The 22,707-nt window shown below is 28.3% G+C and carries 21 protein-coding genes; 5 read left to right on the top strand and 16 right to left on the bottom strand.

Going from position 1 to position 22,707, the window contains the following annotated elements:
• Nucleotides 1-154 precede the first annotated feature (154 nt).
• A complete protein-coding gene (locus ACMFBB_RS01020; RefSeq protein ID WP_435262619.1) occupies nucleotides 155-415 on the bottom strand; it encodes a hypothetical protein in 261 nt (86 codons plus the stop codon).
• Between the two features lie 161 nt (nucleotides 416-576).
• Entirely contained in the window at nucleotides 577-891 is a 315-nt protein-coding gene (locus ACMFBB_RS01015) for a DUF6787 family protein (protein ID WP_435262618.1), read from the bottom strand.
• Between the two features lie 171 nt (nucleotides 892-1,062).
• Between ACMFBB_RS01015 and ACMFBB_RS01010 the strand changes: the two genes are divergently transcribed.
• Nucleotides 1,063-1,644 (top strand): methyltransferase domain-containing protein, encoded by a 582-nt coding sequence (locus ACMFBB_RS01010; protein WP_435262617.1) that lies wholly within the window; start codon nucleotides 1,063-1,065, stop codon nucleotides 1,642-1,644.
• Between the two features lie 1,043 nt (nucleotides 1,645-2,687).
• Here ACMFBB_RS01010 and ACMFBB_RS01005 read toward each other — a convergent pair.
• The 3 genes from ACMFBB_RS01005 to ACMFBB_RS00995 form a co-directional block, all read right to left on the bottom strand.
• Complete coding sequence (locus ACMFBB_RS01005) at nucleotides 2,688-2,882, bottom strand: hypothetical protein (protein WP_435262616.1); 195 nt, start codon at nucleotides 2,880-2,882, stop codon at nucleotides 2,688-2,690.
• Nucleotides 2,864-4,621 carry a hypothetical protein gene (locus tag ACMFBB_RS01000; RefSeq protein WP_435262615.1) on the bottom strand — a complete coding sequence of 586 codons (1,758 nt, stop codon included), beginning with the start codon at nucleotides 4,619-4,621 and terminating at the stop codon, nucleotides 2,864-2,866. Before ACMFBB_RS01000 ends, ACMFBB_RS01005 begins: the two co-directional genes overlap by 19 nt.
• Before the next feature lie 139 nt (nucleotides 4,622-4,760).
• Nucleotides 4,761-6,530, bottom strand: a complete 1,770-nt coding sequence (locus ACMFBB_RS00995; RefSeq protein ID WP_435262614.1) for a reverse transcriptase domain-containing protein — start codon at nucleotides 6,528-6,530, stop codon at nucleotides 4,761-4,763.
• 265 nt (nucleotides 6,531-6,795) lie between these two features.
• Between ACMFBB_RS00995 and ACMFBB_RS00990 the strand changes: the two genes are divergently transcribed.
• The gene (locus ACMFBB_RS00990) at nucleotides 6,796-7,758 is read left to right on the top strand and encodes a BT4734/BF3469 family protein (protein WP_435262613.1); all 963 of its coding nucleotides are present in this window, start codon (nucleotides 6,796-6,798) and stop codon (nucleotides 7,756-7,758) included.
• A 692-nt stretch (nucleotides 7,759-8,450) separates the two neighbouring features.
• Here the strand turns inward: ACMFBB_RS00990 and ACMFBB_RS00985 are convergent.
• The gene (locus ACMFBB_RS00985; RefSeq protein WP_435262612.1) at nucleotides 8,451-9,689 is read right to left on the bottom strand and encodes an NAD(P)/FAD-dependent oxidoreductase; all 1,239 of its coding nucleotides are present in this window, start codon (nucleotides 9,687-9,689) and stop codon (nucleotides 8,451-8,453) included.
• A 95-nt stretch (nucleotides 9,690-9,784) separates the two neighbouring features.
• On the opposite strand from ACMFBB_RS00985, the gene ACMFBB_RS00980 reads away from it, so the two are divergent.
• Nucleotides 9,785-10,147: a DoxX family protein gene (locus ACMFBB_RS00980; protein WP_435262611.1), complete on the top strand. Its 363-nt coding sequence runs from the start codon at nucleotides 9,785-9,787 to the stop codon at nucleotides 10,145-10,147.
• A 7-nt stretch (nucleotides 10,148-10,154) separates the two neighbouring features.
• Here ACMFBB_RS00980 and ACMFBB_RS00975 read toward each other — a convergent pair whose 3' ends face one another.
• The 7 genes from ACMFBB_RS00975 to ACMFBB_RS00945 form a co-directional block, all read right to left on the bottom strand.
• On the bottom strand, nucleotides 10,155-10,505 hold the full coding sequence (locus ACMFBB_RS00975) for a DoxX family protein (protein WP_435262610.1): 351 nt from the start codon (nucleotides 10,503-10,505) through the stop codon (nucleotides 10,155-10,157).
• A 42-nt stretch (nucleotides 10,506-10,547) separates the two neighbouring features.
• A complete protein-coding gene (locus ACMFBB_RS00970; RefSeq protein ID WP_435262609.1) occupies nucleotides 10,548-10,712 on the bottom strand; it encodes a Lacal_2735 family protein in 165 nt (54 codons plus the stop codon).
• A 205-nt stretch (nucleotides 10,713-10,917) separates the two neighbouring features.
• On the bottom strand, nucleotides 10,918-11,919 hold the full coding sequence (locus ACMFBB_RS00965; RefSeq protein WP_435262608.1) for a metal-dependent hydrolase: 1,002 nt from the start codon (nucleotides 11,917-11,919) through the stop codon (nucleotides 10,918-10,920).
• A gap of 172 nt (nucleotides 11,920-12,091) precedes the next feature.
• Nucleotides 12,092-13,555 carry an AAA family ATPase gene (locus tag ACMFBB_RS00960; RefSeq protein WP_435262607.1) on the bottom strand — a complete coding sequence of 488 codons (1,464 nt, stop codon included), beginning with the start codon at nucleotides 13,553-13,555 and terminating at the stop codon, nucleotides 12,092-12,094.
• A 66-nt stretch (nucleotides 13,556-13,621) separates the two neighbouring features.
• A complete protein-coding gene (locus ACMFBB_RS00955; protein WP_435262606.1) occupies nucleotides 13,622-14,755 on the bottom strand; it encodes a vWA domain-containing protein in 1,134 nt (377 codons plus the stop codon).
• A 653-nt stretch (nucleotides 14,756-15,408) separates the two neighbouring features.
• Nucleotides 15,409-15,954, bottom strand: a complete 546-nt coding sequence (locus tag ACMFBB_RS00950) for a S41 family peptidase (RefSeq protein WP_435262605.1) — start codon at nucleotides 15,952-15,954, stop codon at nucleotides 15,409-15,411.
• A gap of 49 nt (nucleotides 15,955-16,003) precedes the next feature.
• Nucleotides 16,004-17,269 carry a S41 family peptidase gene (locus ACMFBB_RS00945; protein ID WP_435262604.1) on the bottom strand — a complete coding sequence of 422 codons (1,266 nt, stop codon included), beginning with the start codon at nucleotides 17,267-17,269 and terminating at the stop codon, nucleotides 16,004-16,006.
• Between the two features lie 160 nt (nucleotides 17,270-17,429).
• On the opposite strand from ACMFBB_RS00945, the gene ACMFBB_RS00940 reads away from it, so the two are divergent.
• Nucleotides 17,430-18,473 carry a sensor histidine kinase gene (locus ACMFBB_RS00940; RefSeq protein ID WP_435262603.1) on the top strand — a complete coding sequence of 348 codons (1,044 nt, stop codon included), beginning with the start codon at nucleotides 17,430-17,432 and terminating at the stop codon, nucleotides 18,471-18,473.
• Nucleotides 18,473-19,180 (top strand): LytR/AlgR family response regulator transcription factor, encoded by a 708-nt coding sequence (locus ACMFBB_RS00935; protein WP_435262602.1) that lies wholly within the window; start codon nucleotides 18,473-18,475, stop codon nucleotides 19,178-19,180. Before ACMFBB_RS00940 ends, ACMFBB_RS00935 begins: the two co-directional genes overlap by 1 nt.
• Before the next feature lie 78 nt (nucleotides 19,181-19,258).
• Here ACMFBB_RS00935 and ACMFBB_RS00930 read toward each other — a convergent pair whose 3' ends face one another.
• The 3 genes from ACMFBB_RS00930 to ACMFBB_RS00920 form a co-directional block, all read right to left on the bottom strand.
• Nucleotides 19,259-20,023: a LytR/AlgR family response regulator transcription factor gene (locus tag ACMFBB_RS00930; RefSeq protein ID WP_435262601.1), complete on the bottom strand. Its 765-nt coding sequence runs from the start codon at nucleotides 20,021-20,023 to the stop codon at nucleotides 19,259-19,261.
• Nucleotides 19,995-21,089, bottom strand: a complete 1,095-nt coding sequence (locus ACMFBB_RS00925; RefSeq protein ID WP_435262600.1) for a sensor histidine kinase — start codon at nucleotides 21,087-21,089, stop codon at nucleotides 19,995-19,997. Before ACMFBB_RS00925 ends, ACMFBB_RS00930 begins: the two co-directional genes overlap by 29 nt.
• Nucleotides 21,090-21,390: 301 nt before the next feature.
• Complete coding sequence (locus tag ACMFBB_RS00920) at nucleotides 21,391-21,834, bottom strand: ABA4-like family protein (RefSeq protein ID WP_435262599.1); 444 nt, start codon at nucleotides 21,832-21,834, stop codon at nucleotides 21,391-21,393.
• Nucleotides 21,835-22,707: the final 873 nt, after the last annotated feature.

Here is a 22,707-nt window from a genome sequence, read left to right as displayed (position 1 = left end):
TAGGAGTAGGGGAAATATAAGATCTAAAAGTTAAGAAAATAGTTGAATTTTTATAACTATTTGTTTTATATAAACTTTAGGAGACTTTATTAGTTTCTAGTTTTTAATAAAAATGGTTAACTAATTATATTTCAATTGAGTATTAGGAAAATTTCTACAATGATGAAGAATTGAATTCTTCTGTGATAAAATCTTTTACTATTTCTTTGATATCATTTGGACAATTTTCGTTTGGATAAACAACTCTTACCATTTTTTGATTAATTACAGTGTGGTTCCATTCAATCAATCTTTTCAATTTTCTATCATTATTTATAGTGTAATTTTTTTCTTTTAAATAATTTTGAACTTTTACTTCTAATGAATTTATAATCTTATCTAGTTCTGAAATTTTAAAAGTAGTATTCAACGTCATTGTCTAAAAAGGTATTATATTAATTATCTAGTAACTAGACTACTAGCAAAACTAATAAATATATTTTTTAAAACAAATACCTAAAATCACTACTTAAAACACAAGGGAAATCCCGTAAAATAATCAGTAAAAAGTGGAGTAGTGGTTAAAAATAATACTTTCTACTTATCAGTCTTTTTAAAGAGGAAGCCAAGTCCCAAACGACCCAAAAACTTCTTTTCAAACTCCCAGAAAAATTTAAACTGACCAAATAGCCAACCTACAATAGGAAGAGTAGTTTGATATATTGGAAAAATTAGTATAATGCGTAAAGGCCAATATAACCAAGGAGAAATATTATCTGGTGAAAGCCCCAAAAATTCGGTTACAGGCTTAGCAACCCAAGCAGCAAATGAGCCATTAATAGCAAAAACAATAAAAATAGCAACTACATCCCAATTACTATTAATACCCCAGCGTTGTTTTAATTTTTCCATGACCGCAAAAGTATATAAAACAGTAAAGGCAAACAAATGTTCATCTTTAAACTTATTAATAATTTTAGAAAGTATTTTGTTCTATTAAAAAAACCTTTCATTAAAATTATGTATATCAATTTATATATATTTATTAAAAAATATTAAACTTAAAATCTATAATTTTACTTCATGGATTTAACTGCTGAATTTTGGAATAACAAATACAAAAAAAATAAGATAGGATGGGATCTAGGGACTATTTCTCCTCCTTTAAAAGCTTATATTGACCAATTAACTAATAAAGAGTTAATAATATTAATTCCTGGAGGAGGTAATTGTTATGAAGCAGAATATCTTTTTAAGATAGGCTTTAAAAACGTGTATGTAATTGATTTATCAGAAACAGCTATTTCTAATATTAAGAAAAGAATTCCTAATTTTCCTGAAAAACAATTAATTATAGGTGATTTTTTTGATATTAAATTTCAAGTTGATCTAATTATTGAACAAACATTTTTTTGTGCTATACATCCTAATTTAAGGTCAAGTTATGCCTCAAAAGTACATGAAACTTTAAAAGATGAAGGTAAATTAGTTGGGGTGTTATTCGACGCTAAATTAAACGATGATCATCCGCCATTTGGAGGCTCTAAAAGTGAATATATTAACTATTTTGAATCGTTTTATTCATTCGAAACTTTTACTGAATGTTATAATTCTTACCCTAATAGACAGGGTATGGAGTTATTCATAAACTTAAAGAAAAAATAAGTGTTTTTTATTGTAAAATTTATTTGTAAGATAAGTAAAGATAATATGTAATATTCAATAAATATCTTTTTACTTAAATCCTATTTAACATAATATTAATTATAATACAAATATATCATACTCAGTTTTAGCCTTGATAATATAGTTTGTAAGCTATAATTCTATATTATGTTAAATATCCCAGAAAGTCTTGTGCATACAATAAACTGTAGTACTAGGGTCATTAAACATTAGTGTTTTACTTTTCGTATAAATTTAATATTCTGTACAATGGTTCAACATTTTTTAAATACGCGATTCTCAAGAAACATTCGAATACACATTTGTAACTATAATTAGCCGTTATGTAAAATTGCCTCTTGGCTATTGCGCTTTATTGTTTTTTAAAAATAATTATGCTGTCGCAGTAATTTTTTTAAACACAATTTGCAACGCTTTCCAGCCGCACAAAAAGCTACTTTTTAGTTATATTGATAATTCGAGTATTTAATAATAATCCTGCAATATTTTTTTCTACAGCATTCTCGTTAAGTTTGCGCAAGAGTATAAAATTTTCCAACCACATCATCCACACAAAAATTTCTATACACTTGCTAACAGTAGAGCTTCGATTCAACATTTTTAGATTTGAGAGTTTAAAAACTTTAGAACTCAATTTGAAAATCACGGTTACTAACAAATCATAATATTTTTCTTTTTTCCTTGATGAAAAAAGAAACAAAAAAATCAAGGCTGCATAAACCTTTGGAAACAATGTACGGCTCAATCGCTATATTTTAGAAAACATTGTAACTCTTTAAATTGCTTTGAACTACCTTAAACCTCTTTATTATTAAGAGTATATATTGCTAGCCCTCTAAAATATGTGCGCTCATTCACCTATTGTTTTAACCAAAGTTTTCTAAGGCCGTTTTGCCAACGCTTCATCTGGGTAAAAACGCAGACTCTATTTAACATAACACTATACAACTAAATTTTTAGTTTACTAATCATATTCTCTAAAACATACTTTTCTAGTTCTTGTATGGATTTACTAGATATTCTTATCCTAATTCTTGTTTTGAAATTTTAATACTACGTTGTGTGGTGTCTAAATCAATGAATTTTAGATATAATTTATTGTTTCCTATTAAAAAATTGACTCCTTCCCTCCCATTTGATTTTGGAGTTAATTCTAAGTTATGACTTTTAAATTCTAATTTTATATGTTCTAAGGCTATCATTTTGCAAACGTCCATTTAAAATCTTTAAGCCTTAAAGGGAATAATTTATCAAATTCAATTTTTTCATTAATTAAACTGTGTATAGTTAGCAAGGTTTTATACTTATCTTTTACAATTTTACCTTTTATAGATGTTTTACTATGTAATGAGTCAAGAATTTTAAAAAAATCTATGTCATCATCTTTGATGGATTGCTCTAACTCTTGAAACTCTTCAATATTCATTATAACAAGTGGCCAAATAATATGGCCTTTAGATTTTAAATTAATATTTTCTTCAATTAACATTTTTTCAAATTGTTGTCGTAAAGGAAAATTAAAAAGACCACTAGACAATATAGGTTCATTAACAAGTATTATAGGATATAAATGTACTTTTCGATTAAAATTCAATCCCTCATCCTTAAGATGATGCTTATACTTATGGAAGTTCTTCATCGTATCTAACATTTGAGTTAACCCAAAGCTTTTATAAAATTTATCCAAATCTAATGCTTTAAATTCCTCAATGTTCGTAACACTTTTATACCCATCTACCATATTGATAAAATTGCTTTTCACCTCAATACAAGCAATTTTTTGTTTCTGACGAATATATACATCTGCAATTTCTATTTCTGATTTAGCAGGAAGCGTAATTTTTAACTCATCTAACATTTTTATTGTATAACTCTGTTTGTTATTAAACGTATTTGAGATAACATCTTCCACAAGTGGTTCAAAAAATTTTGAGCCAATAAAATTCCCCCAATCTGTTCGGTTTAAATCTGAATGAGTCTTTAAATAATCAAACCAAAAATCATTAATAAAAAATGAATCCATTTTTTCTAATAAAAATGCCATATCTAAAACTGCAAATCCAGTAAATTCATCTGAACTTAAAGGTTCCCATGAAAATATTGGGCTTTTTTTAACAGGTAAAAAATCTAATGTTTTTACATCATCATGATTTATAATTTTCAATGGTGCATTAATGCTAAAGCCTTTAATTATTTCGATTATCTTTTTTTGCTCATTATCAATTTTCAGGTGATAAATTTTTAGATTTTCATCATACATTTTTAAAAATGAAAGTATAAAAACTCTAAAGAATTCTTCTATGTCATCAAGCCCATACTTATCTTTAAAATAATTAACTAGATGTTCTTTAATAGAATCATCGTTCATTAAGCTTTTAAGAAAAAAAGCTGATTTATGTAGCTTCGTTAAGCTATTAACTGAAATATTATATTGGTTTAAGGGTATTTGATTAAAAGCAAAAAACTCAAAAAAATTAATCCCTTGTTCTGTAAATTTTTCAAGAGGTTCTTCATTTGAAAACTTTAAAATTCTCTCATTACAAACAAGTAAATAATCTAAAATACCAATTCTTTCATCAAATGTATATTGTGTTTTATTTTCAGTTAAAAATGTATCTGACTGCAAAATTTCATTTAAACCATATAAACATGTTCCTCTTGTAAAAACACTATATTGTTTTGGTAGATTACTTAAATGATATGCATAATCTTGAAACTTTTTAATATACTCAATTGGAGAATTTTTTTCGTCTTGCAACAAGATTGCTTTCAAACATTCAATTTGCGTTTCTCTTGAATTATCACTATTACGATATCCTTGAGGTTGTAACAGCGTGTTTATTTTAGAAATAGTTACTATAATTTCATTTTTGGGTAAATGTGCTAATAAACCAAGTGGGTTTTCTGGGATTGGCTTATTATAGTAAATCGAGTATTTTAAAATTATTCCTATCAATATATTTTATATTTTTACGTTTTTTTATTATTCTTATTGTACCAATAATTATTAAACACCAACTCCTTCCCTCTCTTCGGTTTTGGCAATTAATTTTAAATTAAATGATTTTAGTTCTGATTTTATGAAATCTAACAACTCATTTTATATGATTATAATAGCTATAAGGTAAGCCAAAATATAAATCTTCCATATATTTAGGTAAATCATCTACATCATTTGTTTCTATATCTAAATGTGAAATAATTCTTTTCAAATATAGAATCTGTTGTTCTCTTCTTTTATCTAATTCTTTTAATTGCTTTAAAGCAATTTTATTTTCATTTAATAAGTGAAAGCCATTAATCCAACAAAGACCTTGTTTTAGGTTATTTTTATCATAATTATATATAGTAACCCTTCCAACTGACATTGATATTAAACGTTGCTGTAAGCTAAAAACAATTTGATTAATCGTTTTTCTTGAATATTTATTAATATCAGGTAATTGCCTATTTTTATTTAGACCTAAAGAAACTAAAATCTTTTGTGTTTCATTAATTTGTTTACTAATTTCCTTTTTAATAGAACTTTTTCTAACTCTTAATTCTCCTTTATAATTTATTTGATAACCTACAAAAGAAAGCCAAGGAATATTTTTCTCATCTGCATATTTATTTCCAAAAAAATATGGTTCTTTTGATTTAACTTTCCAAAAGTCATTTGCAGAATCTTTATAGTTGTTAAAACTTTTTGGTTCGTGATAAAGTAAATAATTCTCTTTAATTCCTTCTTTATATACCTCTAAAGCTTTTTTGCATACATTAACATCTTTATGTGCTAAGACCATATCATCACAATATCTTACATACAAAATATCTTTATCAACTTCTTTTACAGCTTTATCAATATTATTAAGTATAAGATTAGCAATAAAGCAAGAAACGGCATTTCCTTGAGGAACACCTATTTTAAATTCATCAATATATTTTTGCGAGTACTTATCTATAAGTTCCTTTTTTACCCAACCAAATTCACCAACTGGAACTCCATTATCTTTAAAATACTTTGGTGTGCTATTTTTAGTAAGAACATCTAAATTAAAAGAATATGAATCTAAGAACAAGGAAAATAACTTAATAGCTGTGGCAGTTATTTTAATTCCTTTCGCTAATAATTCTTCTATTGTTTCATTAAAAATCTTAATTAGATGTTTATGCTGTACTGTATCAAAAAACTTTTGTATATCACATTCAGAAACCCAAAGTTTTTTGTGTTTTTTTCTATATTTTAATATTTCAATAATTGAATCGTGATGATTTGGTACAACTCCATTCTTTCTTGCTCTAAAAGCATAAGAGCAATCTAAAAATACACTATCAAAATTTATTGTTAAATACCTAGAAAACAAAGATGTAATTATTTTGTCTTCCAAAGTAAATTTTGCAATTGGACGATAGATATATTTACCATTTTTATTTGATTTAGGTAAAGGAAATATGATTGGTTTTTGAAGTAAATATTTATCTTTAGATATATCTTCAACCTTTTTTCTAATTTTATCACAGAATAATAATAGTTTATTATACCATTCTTCTGGTGTTTTTCCTTTAAAATCAACAAGATACTTTTCAAGTTTATACGATTTCCATAGTCTCTCTTGATTTCTTTCTAGACTATTTGTTAATCTATTTGGGTCAAGTCTTTCTGTCTGATTTAGCTTTTTCCAATTTCTGCGAGTTGGAAATAAAGATTGAATAGTAATAAAATCTGAATCTTTATGTGAAATAGTAATTTTATTAGTTTTATTATGAAAGCTAATATCTCTAGACATATGCTTTTTATGTCTTTTGTGAGATATTCCTGCTCTGTGTTTACAAAGCATTTTAATTATCGCTGGGTTTGTATAATAATCTTCTAATTCTTTCATTTTAAATAAGGCGTAGAGCGTAGAAATCAATTTGATTGAGATACATTGCTGCTCTGATATACAAATACAGCAGAAACCATAAGCATCAGGATTATTAGGTTCGTAAATTGTTTCGGTGATTTCGATTATAACTAAAATAATTAATGCTACTAACACCTAAAGAATAAATTCTTATACCTGTTCAACATAATGAAGTAAACTTCACTCTTGCCTACGCCTTAAACCAAATATAGTATATTTATGGCTTATAAAATTATAATTAAAAATGAAAGTTTCTAGATTTCAAAATATCTATACAAAATCCATTGTTCAATCAAATTTATTGGACGAACTTAATGATATAAAGGAAGGTAGATATAAAACAATAATAGAAAAATGTAGATATTTCACTGGTAAAAAAGATTATGATTCTTATAAAACTTTAAAAATTAAATTGCCTATAGTGACTTTTTGTGGAACATTTAAGAATGGTAGAAAGCTTGATAATTTAGATGTTTACAACAATATTATGATTTTAGATATTGACCATATTGATTTGTCTACCATAAATAATATTAAAGATAAATTAACTAAAGACAAATATATTTATTCAGTTTGGTTGTCTCCATCAAATGAAGGGTTAAAGGCTTTGGTGAAAATAAACAGTACACCAAAAGAACATAAATCAAGTTTTAATTCTCTTAAAGAATATTTTAAAATAAAATATGATATTGAACTAGATAATAGCGGAAGCGATGTTACAAGATTATGTTTTGTTTCTTGGGATAAAGATTTATATCTAAATAAAAAATCTGAAGTTTATGAAGACAAACTAATAGAAGAAACAGTTGAGAAAGTTAAATCTAAAAAATCGACTTTAAGTAAATCTCTAAATAAAAGTGCCTATGCTACAGAGGGGTTAAATAAATCTGACCATAGAAAAATGATTAACCTTATAATTAAATATTTAAAAAGAAAAGAATTATCAATAACAAGTTCTTTTGATGAATGGTTAAGAGTTGCTTTAGCTATTGCTAGTACTTTTAGTTATGATGTTGGTGAAAAATATTTTTTAAGTTTATGTGAGTTAGATAAAGAAAAACATAATGAACTTGAAAGCAAAAACATACTTAAATATTGCTACAATAATCGGAATTTAGAAATGTCTTCTTCTATATCACTAGGAACAATCGTTTTTTATGCTAAAGAAAAAGGCTTTGTTACTAAAAAAGATAAGTTTACAAATTAATCCCACTCCATACACATTGTCACTTCACTCCTATCGTCGCTTCGGGCAAAGCGTATTTCATTATATTTTTTAAAGAAACTTTTGAGAAAAAAAAAATCAAAAAAGATGTTGCTCGTAAAAGCTTTTTGCCAAAGCAAAGTTACATAACGCAGAACATTATAGTACAAATACATGGTAATTTCTGTATAGCCGTTTTTCAGGTTATATAGCATAATATCAGATATAATGTCTTTAGACTTATATCGGTAGATATTATGTTAAAAGAAATTACGGCTTATGAAGTTCTAGGTTTATTTGATAGCTATAATTCTCTATTATGTAAAATAACCCAAAATGTTCAGATTAATAAATAATCAGTATTACCCGGGTCAATTGGCATTCTTTTTATACTATCGTGAGAATTTCATATTCTGTACAATGGTTCAACATTTTTTAAATAAGCCATTCTCAAGAACCATTGAATTATTAATGTTTTATTATTGTAACTATACATTTGTAGCTATAATTGGATATTATGAAAAATTACATCATAATAACAAAATCGCTAATTCTGTTTTCTATTCATGCTGTTTTCTATTCATGATTTCTTAAATATAATAAAAATCTTCTAGCATACTCTATTTAACATAATATAAAAAGCATTATAAGGCTTACTACATTTACGAATTGCATTAATGTATATTTATTAAAAATCACATAGATTCTAAAACACCAAGTGCAGCTCTTTCTCCTGCTATCATTGCAGCATTTAAAGAACCATTTAGTTGTACATCACCGGCTAAGAAAATAGTTTCTGTTAAACGTGTTTCGGATGGTAACATTTCGTATTGCAAATTGTCTAACTTTGGCAGCGACATTGGAATACTGTAGTGTTTGATAAATTTAATAGCATCTATATTACAATAATCTCTTAATTCTCTCTGAACACGCTCTATGATTGCTTTATTTGATAGATTTTGATTATCAATTACTGTTACAGATAGTAATTCTTTATCCGAATTTAATGTAGTTTCTAGACTGGTATGATAAAAGATATTATTGATTAATGAATCATGTACAGGAATTAAACCGATTATCGGTTTTGTAATGTTTCTATTCTTAGTTTCAAAATATAGGGTATCGCAGCTTTGCCAATTGGGTGATTGATTTTTTAAGTTTTTAATAAATTTACTAGGTTCTGTGGCAACAATTATATAATCACTTTCTAACTTTAGACCATTCGAAAGTGTTATTTCTCTATTATCAATAGAAGTTACCTGAGTATCATACTTAAAAATAGTATTTTTTAAATTATCTACCAATTGTTTTGGTATTTCTTCAATACCCCCTTTTGGTAAAGTAGCATTTCCTTCTCCAAACATTTTATAAATAAACTCAAACATTCTACTAGAAGTTTCTAATTTATTCTCAAGAAAAATTCCGCTAAAAAAAGGAATAAAAAAATCATTTATAATTTTTAAAGAAAACCCCAATCCCTTTAAATAAGACAATGTTGTTTGTTCATTATCTGAAAATATTTCTGATATCGTTTTTTTCTTTAATTTATTATTTAGTTTAAGAATTTTAAATTTATCATTGAAATTCCCAACTCTAGCAAATAGTGTTGAAAAAAGTAAAGAACTATTTCTTATCGGATCTCCTATTATCTCTTGTTTTCCATTTTTAAAAATTGAAGCTCCTGGCAAAAATTTTTGTAAATCTAAAGTTTCATAATTAAGATATTTTTTAGCTGCTGGATAAGCAGATAGCAATACTTGAAAGCCATGGTCTAACTGATAACCATCTACAATATCTGTTTTGACTCTTCCTCCAACCCTATTGGTAGCTTCAATAACAACTGGAGAAAATCCGTTTTTTTCAAGAACGGTTGCAGCAATTAATCCACTAACACCAGCACCTACAATATATATTTTACAATCTTGTTTATTCAATTCTTAGTTTTGTTTAATTATTATTATGTAAATATAAACAAAATTAGTATATTTGTTAATACAGTTAGAGTTATAAACCGAAATAAATCTTATGTATGAATTACTTAATTATTGCTTTTAAAATTATTGTAAGTTTAAGCATACTAAATGTTTGGCTCATACAAAACAGAAAAGAAACAAGATGGAGAGGTGGAAATGCTTCAACATTGTTGGAAGAGTTTGAAACATACGGATTGACAAAGACAATGTGTTATATTGTAGGTTTTTTTAAAGTAATATTTTCTATTTTATTGCTTGTATCTATCTGGTTTCCGAAACTAAATAAGCTTGCAGCTTTAGGACTAGCCTTTCTTTTGATTGGGTCTGTAGCCATGCACTTTAAAATTAAAGATCCTCTATTAAAATCATTTCCAGCTGCTTTATTTTTAATTTTATGCCTTTTTATAGCATTTATGTAATGTATTATTAGAAAAGTAAGTAATAATATTCAATACTAATAAATAGATTTAAAAGTGCAAACATTAAAGACGGTAATGATTGTGAAATGTTGTCTTTTATTTTTATTCTAACAGCAAATCCTGAAAACATTAGAATTGTTAAACCAACTGAGGAAATAAAAGTTAACAGCGGAAAAAAGAAATAACCAATACCTAAACCTAAAGCTCCAAAAAGTTGAAAGTACCCTGTCATAACCCTTTGATTTTCTAAGCCAAATCTAGTGAACTCGTACTTCATCTTCCTTGAAAATAGACAATTAATACCATAAAATAAAAAAGACACACTTGATAGTGTTAATACTATGTTTAAAATGTTCATTTAAATAATAGCTAATTATTTTACATCTAATTATTTATGATATTAATTAAGCTTTTCTAGCTCTTTCATAACTTCTTCGGCTTCAAAAGTTTTCTGGTCACTCATTTTTCTATTAATCGTAGATAAAGTATGAGCTTCTTTCATAAGCTTTTCATACTTTACTTGAAGTTTTTCTTTCTGTGATTTCTTTTTGAATATTCCGAACATATTTATATTACTTTAATAACTTATATAATATATGTAAATATACAAAATGTTCAACAATTAACTTGAAAGATTAAACAAAAAAAAACAATTTAATGTATACTCTCTAAATCATAATTTACTAACCTATTATTGTTTAGTTAAAAGAATCCTCTTATCGTAGAGAATATATATTGAAGAAAACTTAAAACGACAACCTTCGAGGTTATTAATTCCCTATCACTCTATGCCAAAGTTGTTGCATTAAAAATTGTGCTTCACGTTTAGTTTTAGGAACTTCGATTACCTGAATTTTACCTTCCTTCTCTATTAAATGGTAAGAAAAAGCAAAAAAAGAAGTACCATCTTCTCTTGGGATTAGCCCAAACCGAAGGTCATTAAAATACCAATTACCACCTTTTTTTTCTATAATATACCAGTCATTAGAAATTGCGATTAGTCGTTGTACATTTAGATACTTCATTAATCTACTAGACTTTTCACGATTTTTAGGGAACTTTTTGAATTTTAAAGGTTTCGTGTCAAAAAAGGAATAATCTGTAATAAGATAATTTTCTTTTGTATCGATGTTTGCATTCCACAAAATAGTATTAAATGGAGCAGGTCGCGTACTGATTGAACTATATTTTATACCTTGATTGTCTAATTCTTTTTCAATTTTTTTATAGGCCAATAATTTTAAGATTAGTGTACTTAAAAGATATATTGTTGAAATTATAAGACCGAATCTATTGAATCGCATTCTTAGCTTTGATCCTCTCGAACAAAACAGAACCGCAATGCAACAAAAAAGAAAAGGTAACGTATACAAAGGATCAATAACGAAAATAGAATTGAATGCTATTTTTATATTAAAAGGCCATAATAATTGCGTGCCCCACGTAGTGAAAGCATCCAATAAAGGATGTGTGATTAAACTCAAAAAAAATAGCTTAGTCCATGGTTGCCAACCAAGATTCTTCTTCCGTTCTATTTTATGAACTAACCACCCCAAAAGAGGGGCCAAAATTATACAAAAAAATATAGAATGGCTAATACCTCGGTGCAATTCTATCGCAGTAACTGTGTCAGTAAATAGTCCTAGGAATACATCAAGATCAGGAATAGTTCCTCCAATTGCTCCATAAAGTAACGCCTTATTACCTATTTTTTTGCCTAAAGCAGCCTCTCCAACTGCAGCTCCTAATACAATTTGTGTAAGTGAATCCAATTTTATGTACTTTATTAACTTTTAACAGCATTTCTATTTAATAGAACTCAATTCCCTAGTATTATCTATTATTTTTTAGAAAAGTAATATTATAATTTTCCTTTTTTTCTGATAAATCACACCTATTATAATCTGTACTTTTGAATACTCATAGATAGCATTTAAATAAGACCTAAATTCTTTTTATATAATTTGCTAATGGATCATTAAACTGAAAACCAGTGTTAAAGCGTTCCTTATTTAAAATCTTATATTCAGATAATGACCAAAGTATAAATTCTTGCATAAAAGGTACATCTTTTTCAGAAATTTCAGGTTGGTATTTTTTGATTAATTCATTTAAAGGTGCTATCGAATCAAGTTGCTCTTTAAAATACATATCGTCCATACCATCAAGTAACTCCACAGCTTCTTTAGTTGAAAACCATGACGATATAGCATCATATGCAGATGCCTCTCCCTCTTTTTTTAATTTTTTAATTTCAGGAAATAAGGTATTAAAAATAGTTTTTATAGCATTGTTTAGTAATAGTTGAGCAACAACATCGGCTCCCTCCTGCTCTCCTTCATACACTAACTCTATTTTTCCTGTAATTGCAGGGATAGTTCCTAAAAAATCTAATACACGAACAGAGGTGGATGTTTCTTCATTTAACAACAATCTTCTTTCAGCAGTACTTAAAAGATTTTCAAAGATAGAGATGCTCATTCGAGCACTTACTCCGCTTTTTAAATCGACAAATTCGCTTTTTCTCGCTTCAATAACTAGTTGCTCTATTATATCTCTTGCGAGCTCTGGTACATGTATCTTATTTTTTTGTTCTTTAAGATATGTGGCTTCTTGCGCAGTAATTTTTTTAGCAATTTCTATAGATTTTGGATAGTGCGTTAAAATTTGCGAACCTATACGATCTTTTAATGGTGTTACAATACTACCTCTATTGGTATAGTCTTCAGGATTAGCTGTAAATACGAACTGAATATCTAGAGGCAACCGTAATTTAAACCCTCTAATTTGAATATCTCCCTCTTGTAGTATATTAAATAGAGAAACTTGAATCCTAGCTTGCAAATCAGGAATTTCATTAATTACAAAAATACAACGATTAGCTCTTGGAATCATCCCAAAATGAATCACCCTATCATCTGCATAATTCAATTTCAGGTTCATAGCCTTTATCGGATCAACATCACCAATTAAATCGGCTACAGTTACATCAGGAGTTGCTAACTTTTCAAAAAAACGTTCCTCTCTGTGTACCCAAGAAATTGGAGTATCATCATTATATTTAGCTATTAATTCTTTGGCATATCTCGATAATGGACGTAATGGATCATCATTAATTTCAGATCCTTTTACAATAGGAATATACTCATCTAGCAAGGTTACCATTAATCGTGCTAACCTTGTTTTTGCTTGTCCTCGTAATCCAAGAAGATTAATATTGTGCTTCGATAAAATAGCCGTTTCTAATTCAGGGATTACGGAATCTTCATAGCCCCATACACCTGTAAAAACTGTTTCTTGTTGTTTTATTTTACTTATTAAATTGTTTCTTAACTCGTCTTTTATAGATAACGATTGATAACCTGTAGCTTTTAATTCACCTAATGTTTTTATATCCTGATGATTCATATTGTATATTCTAGTAAAGTATGCTTTAAAAGGATACTTTTATTAATAATGTGTAATAATTTTATTTTAAATTTTTCGTATTCTTCTTTTTCTATTTTGCTCATAATCTTCAAAAATCATCTCTCCTAAACCTTTTAAACCGGTATAAAAGGCCTTTCCCTGATTGGCTTTTGTAAAATACTCAATGAATTGCATTAAATAAGGGTCTCTGGCAATCATAAAGGTTGTGATGGGAATATGCAATTTTCTGGCTTGTGCAGCCATATTGTAGCATTTCTCTACAATATACTTGTCCAAACCATTACTATTTTTGTAATACGAACCATCCGCCATGCGTAAACAACTGGGCTTACCGTCGGTAATCATAAAAATTTGTTTATTCGTATTCCGTTTTCTTCGTAAAATATCCAGAGCAAGTTGAAGACCTGCAACGGTATTTGTATGGTAAGGCCCTACTTTTAAATAAGGTAAATCTTTAACGGAAATCATCCAAGCATCGTTACCAAAAACCAAAATATCCATAGTGTCTTTTGGGTAACGGGTTCTAATAAGTTCGGTTAATGCCATTGCTACCTTTTTAGCAGGAGTAATTCTATCTTCTCCATACAGTATCATACTATGACTAATATCTATCATTAAAACGGTACTCATTTGCGCTTTAAAATTCGTTTCTTGCACAATTAAATCTTGTTCTGTTAAGGAAAAATTGCCGACACCATTATTAATCTGCGCATTTTTTATACTTTCGGTCATAGAAATTCGATCTAACGAATCTCCAAAATGAAAATTTCTAAATTCACCCGTATGCTCGTCTCCATTACCAATTGCTTTGGTTTTATGATTTCCAGTACCTCGTTTTTTTAATTTCCCAAAAATTTGATTCAACGCATTTTGTCGAAGTGCTTGTTCTGTTTTTGAAGTTATCTTAATTTCGGTACCACCATTACCTTGACCATCATCTAGTTCCTCTTTTACATAGCCTTTATTTTTTAAATCCTCTAAAAAATCATCGAGCGTATATTCTGGAGTAGTTAAATTATATTCTTTATCCAGTTGTGTTAACCATTCGAAAGCTTCGTCAAAATCTCCAGAAGTGTAGGTTAACAATTCTTTGAAGATATCAAAAAGTTTATCGAAAGGTGGGATTTTTTTTTCTTTGAATTTTTCAAAACGTAACCCTTTATTAAACTGTCTTTTCATACTATAAAAATACGAATATTTGTATTTTTAGACCAGTTATTTTATAAATCACTATAATTTTTAACAATTATAAATACAGTAAAAAGATAAAATACTTTTTAAATAGGTACTCTAAGATAATTAAATGTAGAATTTATTTAGCATATTTATCTCTTAACTCTATTCTCATTTCTAAAAAGGCTATTTTACTTTGAATGTTCTATAGTACGCTTATATGAAATATGTAGATTCTAAAAAGATGAAATTTTACATTTGACTACATATATAATAACTAGCTACTAGGAATAGTTCTTAATCTATCTAAAAAAGATGTTATAGCTCAAATACCAATAGTTTTTGTATATTGATGTTGTCAATTCTTCAATCACTATTGGTATTGTTTTTATAATTCTTTAAAGTATTTTTTTCAGAATATTATTCTGGAATTTTTGTTTCAATCGTCAACATAAATTGCATTGAAATTTAATTAGTTTATAATATATTTTTATTGATTATTATATAAGTTTCATTGGTATTATTCATAACTAAGCCTTCCAAAAAATTTAGTTAATATAAATAAACGACTCTAATTGTAAAACAATTAATAATTGTTTATTTTTGAATCAATTACAACCAATTTTCAACTATCATCCTATACAACAGTTGTAAAAACATTAACTTTGCTTGTTAATAATATCAACTAGCTTTTGCAGTTGCGTATCTTTTCCTGTAAAAACCTGTTCTAAATCTATTGGTATATAAATATCTGGCTCTGTACCATTTCCATCAAGGGTCTTTCCGTTTCTTTGAAATGATAACATAGTAGACACTTTAACTCTAATGTTTGAATTATTTAAATATATATTTATTGAGTTACCACTTGAACCGTCTGTTGTTACACCTACAATTTTTACATTAGGCAATCCTTTAAATGCAGTTGTGAATACCGTTGCAGCACTAAAACTATTTTCATTTACTAGAATGTATATTGGCTTACTGTAGGTCTTTTTCCCTGCATGTAAAAGCATATAAAATGGACTACTAAACTTTGACCTATCAAATTCTTTTTCGATTTTAAAATTTTTACTAAAAGTATCTATAGCCTTTCTATCTAAATTTGATAAGTGCTCTGAATTATAAGTATATAAAAAACGTCCACTCATTGAATTTTCATCCGTGTTAATGGGTTCATTACTTCTCAAATAAGCAACATTTGCCACCCAAGGTGATTGGTTTGGCTGTACTATATAATTTGCAAAAATTTTAAGGTTACTCTCTACCTCCTCCTGGATTATATCGTAGGTCTATAATTAATGATTTGGTATCTGAAAAATTATTTAGTGTGTTTTTAATAAAATGCTCTAATCCTTCAACTTCTTGAGGGTGAAACATCATCGGAATTTTTATATAACCTATAGTATTATTTATTTTTCTTTTTAGTTGATTGAAATTATGATCCTTTATAATATCCTCTCTCTCCGAGGGAATAATCCATTTATAAACTTCTTTTTCTAGGTTTGAATGATATCCCATCTTTTCTTTGGTGAGGTCTACAATTAGTTTTTTTTCTAATTCCCCATCTGTAAATACAACCTCCATTTTTTTAGATACGGACTTGTTATTTTTGTATAAGAGATGACCGAATCGTTCTAACCAATAAGCGCCACGTTTTAACCTAGCTTCTTTTGGTGCTTTTTTGTCACTATAATTATAAATTTCAAGTAACGTTTCAATAGTAATACCATTTATGCTTTTTATGTATGGATATTTGGCTAAATAATAATTATAACCTCTTTTTTCTGAAGTTTTCTTTACAGCTATTAACTGATTATCTAAAACGGTAACACCAAAAGGTAATCTTAGATCCATAGCTTTAATAGTTTGTTTACTAATAGATTTGTTTTTAATTGAGGAATGCCTATCTCCTATTTCGGACATGATTTTAGCCATTTCATTAGCCAACCAATTTACAGAAACATCGGTATGTCCATTTTTAATAGCGTACGCTAATTTCTTTAGTGATTCACTATAATTATAGTTACCTATTTGTGCATAGGATGATGTAGAATCTAAGACTTCTTTAAACTGTTTGAGATCTTGTATCGCTTGCGCTTTGCTAATATTTTTTACAATTCTTTTTTTCTTTTTATTTGATTTATTATATAACAAACAACTATCTCTATTTGATAAAGTGAATTTTCCCTTGTACGTTTTTGATTTTCCTTCTTTAGAAAGTACTAAATCCACTTCTACATTAGGAATATATTGAAGACCATTTAGTACCTCTACAAGGTCTTCAGAAAAACGCTTTTTCCATTTGTGTCCATACTCATTTTTACAAAAATCTAATATCTCTTTCTTGTTCAAATGATCTAATTTTTCAAAAGAATACCATTGTTCATTAAATTGGACAATCGGGTCGTCTTGCTCCCATTTTACAGCTGTGAATGGAGATGCCTTTTCTAACGTAAGCTTCTGCCCGAAACTAGCTATGGAACTTAAAGTAATTAGTAATAGAAGAATTCTTGCTTTCATTTTTTATATTTCTAGATTATTTAAGTTAAAGGTATTTTTGTTTCACCCTTTATAAAAATGAAATCGACATCTATAGTTTCATTATAGATAATCATGGGCTTCTAAACGACCTATCTGAAATATGTTTTAATATATTTACAACTATCTAAAGAAATAGTTTATGATTCAACTATCAGGTAAACAAATACGTTTATCAAAGATTGTATTTAATGTAGTATTTATAAGTATTGTGATTATTCAAATGGTAGCACGTGCATTGGAATTGTTACCAAATGATTGGCTCTTCTTTTTAACATCTGATAGTGTAGAATACTTTATATTTAGTGTTATTGGTTATCTATTGTACTATCGAATTTTAACACAAAAAAACTTATGGTATAAAGTTAGTTTCATTCTTATATGCATAATTGTTATTGTGGCATTAGTGTCTCTTAAATCGTATCGAATATATCATAGTCCATTCTTTCATTCCGCACCTAATTTTGAGAAGATTCATAAGGAGTTCTTTAATTTCCGTATTTTTTCTGAATTTTTAGGAAAAACATTTATACTCTATTGCTTAATCTATATTCTAGATAATTTTAATTTTTTCAGCAGTTATAAGCAATTAGAGATTGAATTAAAGAATACAAAAGAACAACTATTAAAAAACCAATTACATCCACATTTTTTATTCAATGCTTTCAATTCGTTATATAGCTTAGCTCTTAAAAATAGCGATAAAACACCCGATACCATATTAAAACTTTCTGGCATGATGCGATATTTAACGGACAACTCCATGCATACAAAGGTAAAACTGTCTAGAGAAATTAAATTTATTGAAGAGTATATTGCGATCGAAAAAATACGTTTTGGAGAAGATACTAGTATTGCTTTGCACAAGGAAGGAAACCTTGAAGACTATATCATTGCCCCATTATTATTGATTACCTTGGTAGAAAATGCTTTTAAACACGGTTTTTACACCAATGATTCAAATGCATTTGTGAATATTCACATTCAAGTAAGTAATGATACTTTGCTTTTTAAAGTTAAAAATAGTATTCAAAATAAACAGCACTTTAATGAAAAAGAAAGAGAAGGAAAAGGATTAGAAAACCTAAAAAGAAGACTCCAAATATCATATCCAAAAGCTTTTAAGTTACTGTTAGAAAGTAAAGATAATTTGTATTTAGCGCAATTAAAACTTGATTTAAAATAATGAAGAAATATACTACAATACTGATAGATGACGAACCTTTAGCTTTAGATGTTCTTACCCATTATTTAAACAGGTTTCCAGAGTTTGAAATTGTACATACTTTCTCCAATTCAGTTGAAGCTCTTAAATTTTTAAATGAGAATAAAATTGATGTAGTATTTACAGACATCGCAATGCCACAAATTTCGGGTACAGAATTGGTCAAGTTAGCAACAAACAAAACACAATTTGTAATGGTAACCTCATATACAGATTATGCTATAGAAAGTTTTGAGTTAAATGTTATTGATTATCTGTTAAAGCCTGTGTCCTTTGAACGTTTTACTAAAACTATTGAACGTATTAAGACAAGTAAAACGTTTGTAAATAATTCTAAAACCATATCTATAAACCCCTCTTTTTATGTCAAAGAGGGTGATGAGTTTGTAAAAGTAATGATTGATGATATTGATTATATTGAGGGGATGAAAGATTATGCTAAGATTGTTTGTGGAAAAAACTATTATTTAGCATTGAAAACTTTAAAATCAATTGAAGATACATTAAGTAGATTTGACTTTATTAGAATTCATAAGTCATTTGTAATACCTTTAAAAAAGGTATCGCAATACAATAGTAAATGCGTATTGATTAATTCACATGAAATTCCTGTTGGAAATAGTTATAGAAATCAATTAAAAAAATATATAGAAAATAATAAATTGTAAGCTGTTTATTTTATGACTCTTAAGCAGTTTTCGCACGTCATTTTTTACTCCCCCTTATCCTTTCTATAAAGTAAGCACTTAACTATTTAACCATTCTTTGAAATTGGAAGCCTTTTGTCTGCTTACAATAAAATCTTGGTTTCTATCGTGTAAAACTTCTAGCTTTAGACGATGATTAAAATAGGGCTCTATTTTTTGGATGGCGGACTTATGTACTATTTGCCCACGATTGATTCTGAAAAAATCAGTATAAGGTAAAGTACTCTGCACTTGATCCATGGTTTCGTCTATAATATATCGTTTATTGTCTATCGTAATCCCGAAAGTAATACTAGTTTCGGAATAGATATAGGCTAACGTTGCAATTGGAACTTGTACGTAAGCACTACCCTCCTTTACAAGAATGCCATTTCTAACATTAGGAGCCTGAAGACTGTGCAATAATTCTTTTAAAACCTCTGAATTTATGGAAGCAGTATATGTTGTTGCTTGAAATTTTTGTAATGCTTGCTGTAAATCTTCTTTTTGGATTGGTTTCAGTAAGTAATCAATACTATTCACCTTAAACGCTCTAATCGCATATTGATCAAAGGCGGTGGTAAAGATAATTGGAGCTTTAACTTCTGTTTTATGAAAAATCTCAAAACTCAATCCATCTGCCAATTGAATATCCATAAAAATCAAGTCTGGATTTAGATTGGTCTCGAGCCACGAAACCGCCTCTTCTACACTATCTAAAATAGATAATACTTCAAAACTATAGGTACTATTAGTTATTAATTTTTGCAATTGTCTTGCTGCACGTGGTTCATCTTCAATAATTACTATACGAAATATTTTCATTAGGTTTATGCGATTTTAATAAGGGGAGTTTCACGATAAATTGACCTCCTTCTTTACTAATTTCAAGTTTTTTATTGGCAATTAAAGCATACCGCTGTTCGATATTTTTTAAACCGATATGGGTAGAGGGAATTTGTGTAGATTTTGGCTGAATCGTATTACTAACTACAATACTATCCTTTTCTAGGGTAATCAAAATTAGTAAAGGTTTTGCTTTGGAAATAATATTATGCTTGATGGCATTTTCTATAAGAAGCTGTAAACTCATCGGTACGATTAAAGCGGACTTTTTTGCTTCTGGAATTTCCCAATGGATTTGTAGATTATCCCCAAAACGCTCTAATTGAATGTAAATATAGGCACTGACAAATTTTAACTCTTCGCGCAACGGAATCGTATTGGTGGTACCTGCATCCAAAATGAACCGATACACATTAGACAAATTATCTACGAAATCCATAGCTTCTTCTTTCTCTTCCTGATCGATAACATCGCGCAACGTATTCAAACTATTGAATAGAAAATGGGGTTGTACCTGATTACGAAGGGTATCCAATTGTGCTTGGATCATACTTTGTTTGGTGCGCTCCTCTATACGTATCGATTTTTTTAACCGTACATAATAGTATATAGCTTCATAAATAGCCATAATCATGATAGTAATAAGTATGGTTGGAATCAATCGTTTTAATGCAATACTGTGGGTCGTCTCATATAAAAATGCGCTGATGAGTTTTGCTATTAAAATTCCGCCTAAAGTATCGAATAGCAAGAGGATACTAATGATAGAAAAGAAAAGATATACCGTTCGTTTTAAATCATCTTTAAAATCTGGGTATTTTGTGCGCAATTGAATTAAAGTATTTCTTATGATGAACCAGCTACATGATGTGAAAAAGATATAGACAAACCACCCAATTAGCAGTACGAAAACAGATTTACTTTCTGTAGTAGACTTAAATAGATATCTGGTGGTTGCACTAAGCATAAGAATACCTAGAACAGAGAACCAAACATCATTAAATCCTAAAAATGCAATTCGCTTTTTTTTATTTAATAGTGGCATATAATTTTCTTTTTATATAGTAAACTCCTGCCAAATACTTGGCAGGATAAAACCTCTTGCAACAAATACAAATAACTATACTTACATTAATCTGAAGCGGTATTTATAATCTATTGTATTTGAAGAATATCCTATCTGCATGCGAATAACGACATTATTAACGTGTTGAACAAACCGAAAAAATGCTTATGAACTAATTTACTGCAATGACATGTCGTGTTTTACGAATAGAAATCCTAGAGGTTTTTACTACTAACAAACAACTAATTATGTGTTACTAGAACAGAAGTAATTTTAATTATTACGAAATCTCTTCGGAAGAAATATGTGCATTTTCACGATAGAATTTTACGAACATAAAACAAAGGAAACCGATAGGTCCAAACATTAAGGTAGCTATTAATATTGGCACCATTAATGCTTGGTGAATTTTCAGTTTTTCATTTTTTTCTACCATCCAAATTCCGAGAAAAAGATCAAAGGCTAGATAGTGAATCCAACCTGCTAACACATTTCCTTCGTCTTTAAATAACTCCATCACAGTGGCAAGATTACCAAAATCCATCATGCCGTTTGTCCATAATGCTTTTACTATAAATATAGCGTAGATAAAAGCTAAAAGCATGGGTACTAATTTTAAATTCATCAATAGTCTAGTATACTTCCAGTTTGGAGCAAATACTAATAAAAGCCACATTGGTACAACGATCAAACTAAGATTGGAAAATATGGTAGCTGGTGTCATTTGGAGTGTTGATTTTTAGGTTAATTATACTGGTAATATTCTGTGCAAATATGAAAAGAATTTAAGAAATAAATCCCAATATACAGCTGAACTATCGTAAAACACAATTGAATTGTGTTTCGGTGCATTTCAAACATCTCTGGTATGAAAAAGATTGTCATACCCCACAAAATCCTAATTTTAGGGATTTTGGTTATCGCTTGCTTCTAGATAAAATGGATTTATGTAAAGTCGAAATAAAGAGAGGTATAAAAATAAGGTGAGCACCTATTTCTATGCAGTTATGCTAACAGTACGAAAGCTATTACTTTTCCTATTTTCAAAGCCTAATTATGGTACATGCTGGGCAATTACTTCCTAAAAAAGTGAAAGCTTTTCCCCTTACATTTAGTTAATTAGATAAAACGGTCAGTTTTTCTAGGATTTTAGAACTCCTGTATTCTTCTATTTTAGGATCAAAAAATTCTTGAGTTGTAAAGGAAAACTCAATAGACTTCCTTGCAATTCTTTATAGCTGAGGGATAAATCTAAATCAGAAGAAATGAAGGTTAACCACAGGTATTTCGAAATTTTCCCACGTTTATCTTTTATAGAAAAGCTGACAAACCTATCGCTACTAATGGCAACTATCTTTCCTTACACAGACTTGCTTGTATTTTCTTGCGATTTGGGAGCAGGTTGTGGAGATGGATTCGTATTAATTTTTTTACCATACCTAGTAATTTCTTCAGACAAATTAAGGCCATTTTTTTCCCTATTATTCTACCCTACTCTGTACCGCCTTTATCTATACTAGCAATATCGATATTGAAGCCTTTTTCAATTTCGGATTAATATCCCTTGGATGCCTCCACGATATATAAAGCTAATTCT

This window comes from Tenacibaculum sp. nBUS_03, from assembly GCF_051201695.1.
GTDB lineage: Bacteria > Bacteroidota > Bacteroidia > Flavobacteriales > Flavobacteriaceae > Polaribacter.
Note: the sequence above shows the minus strand (reverse complement) of the source record. Positions and strands in the feature narration are given on the sequence as shown.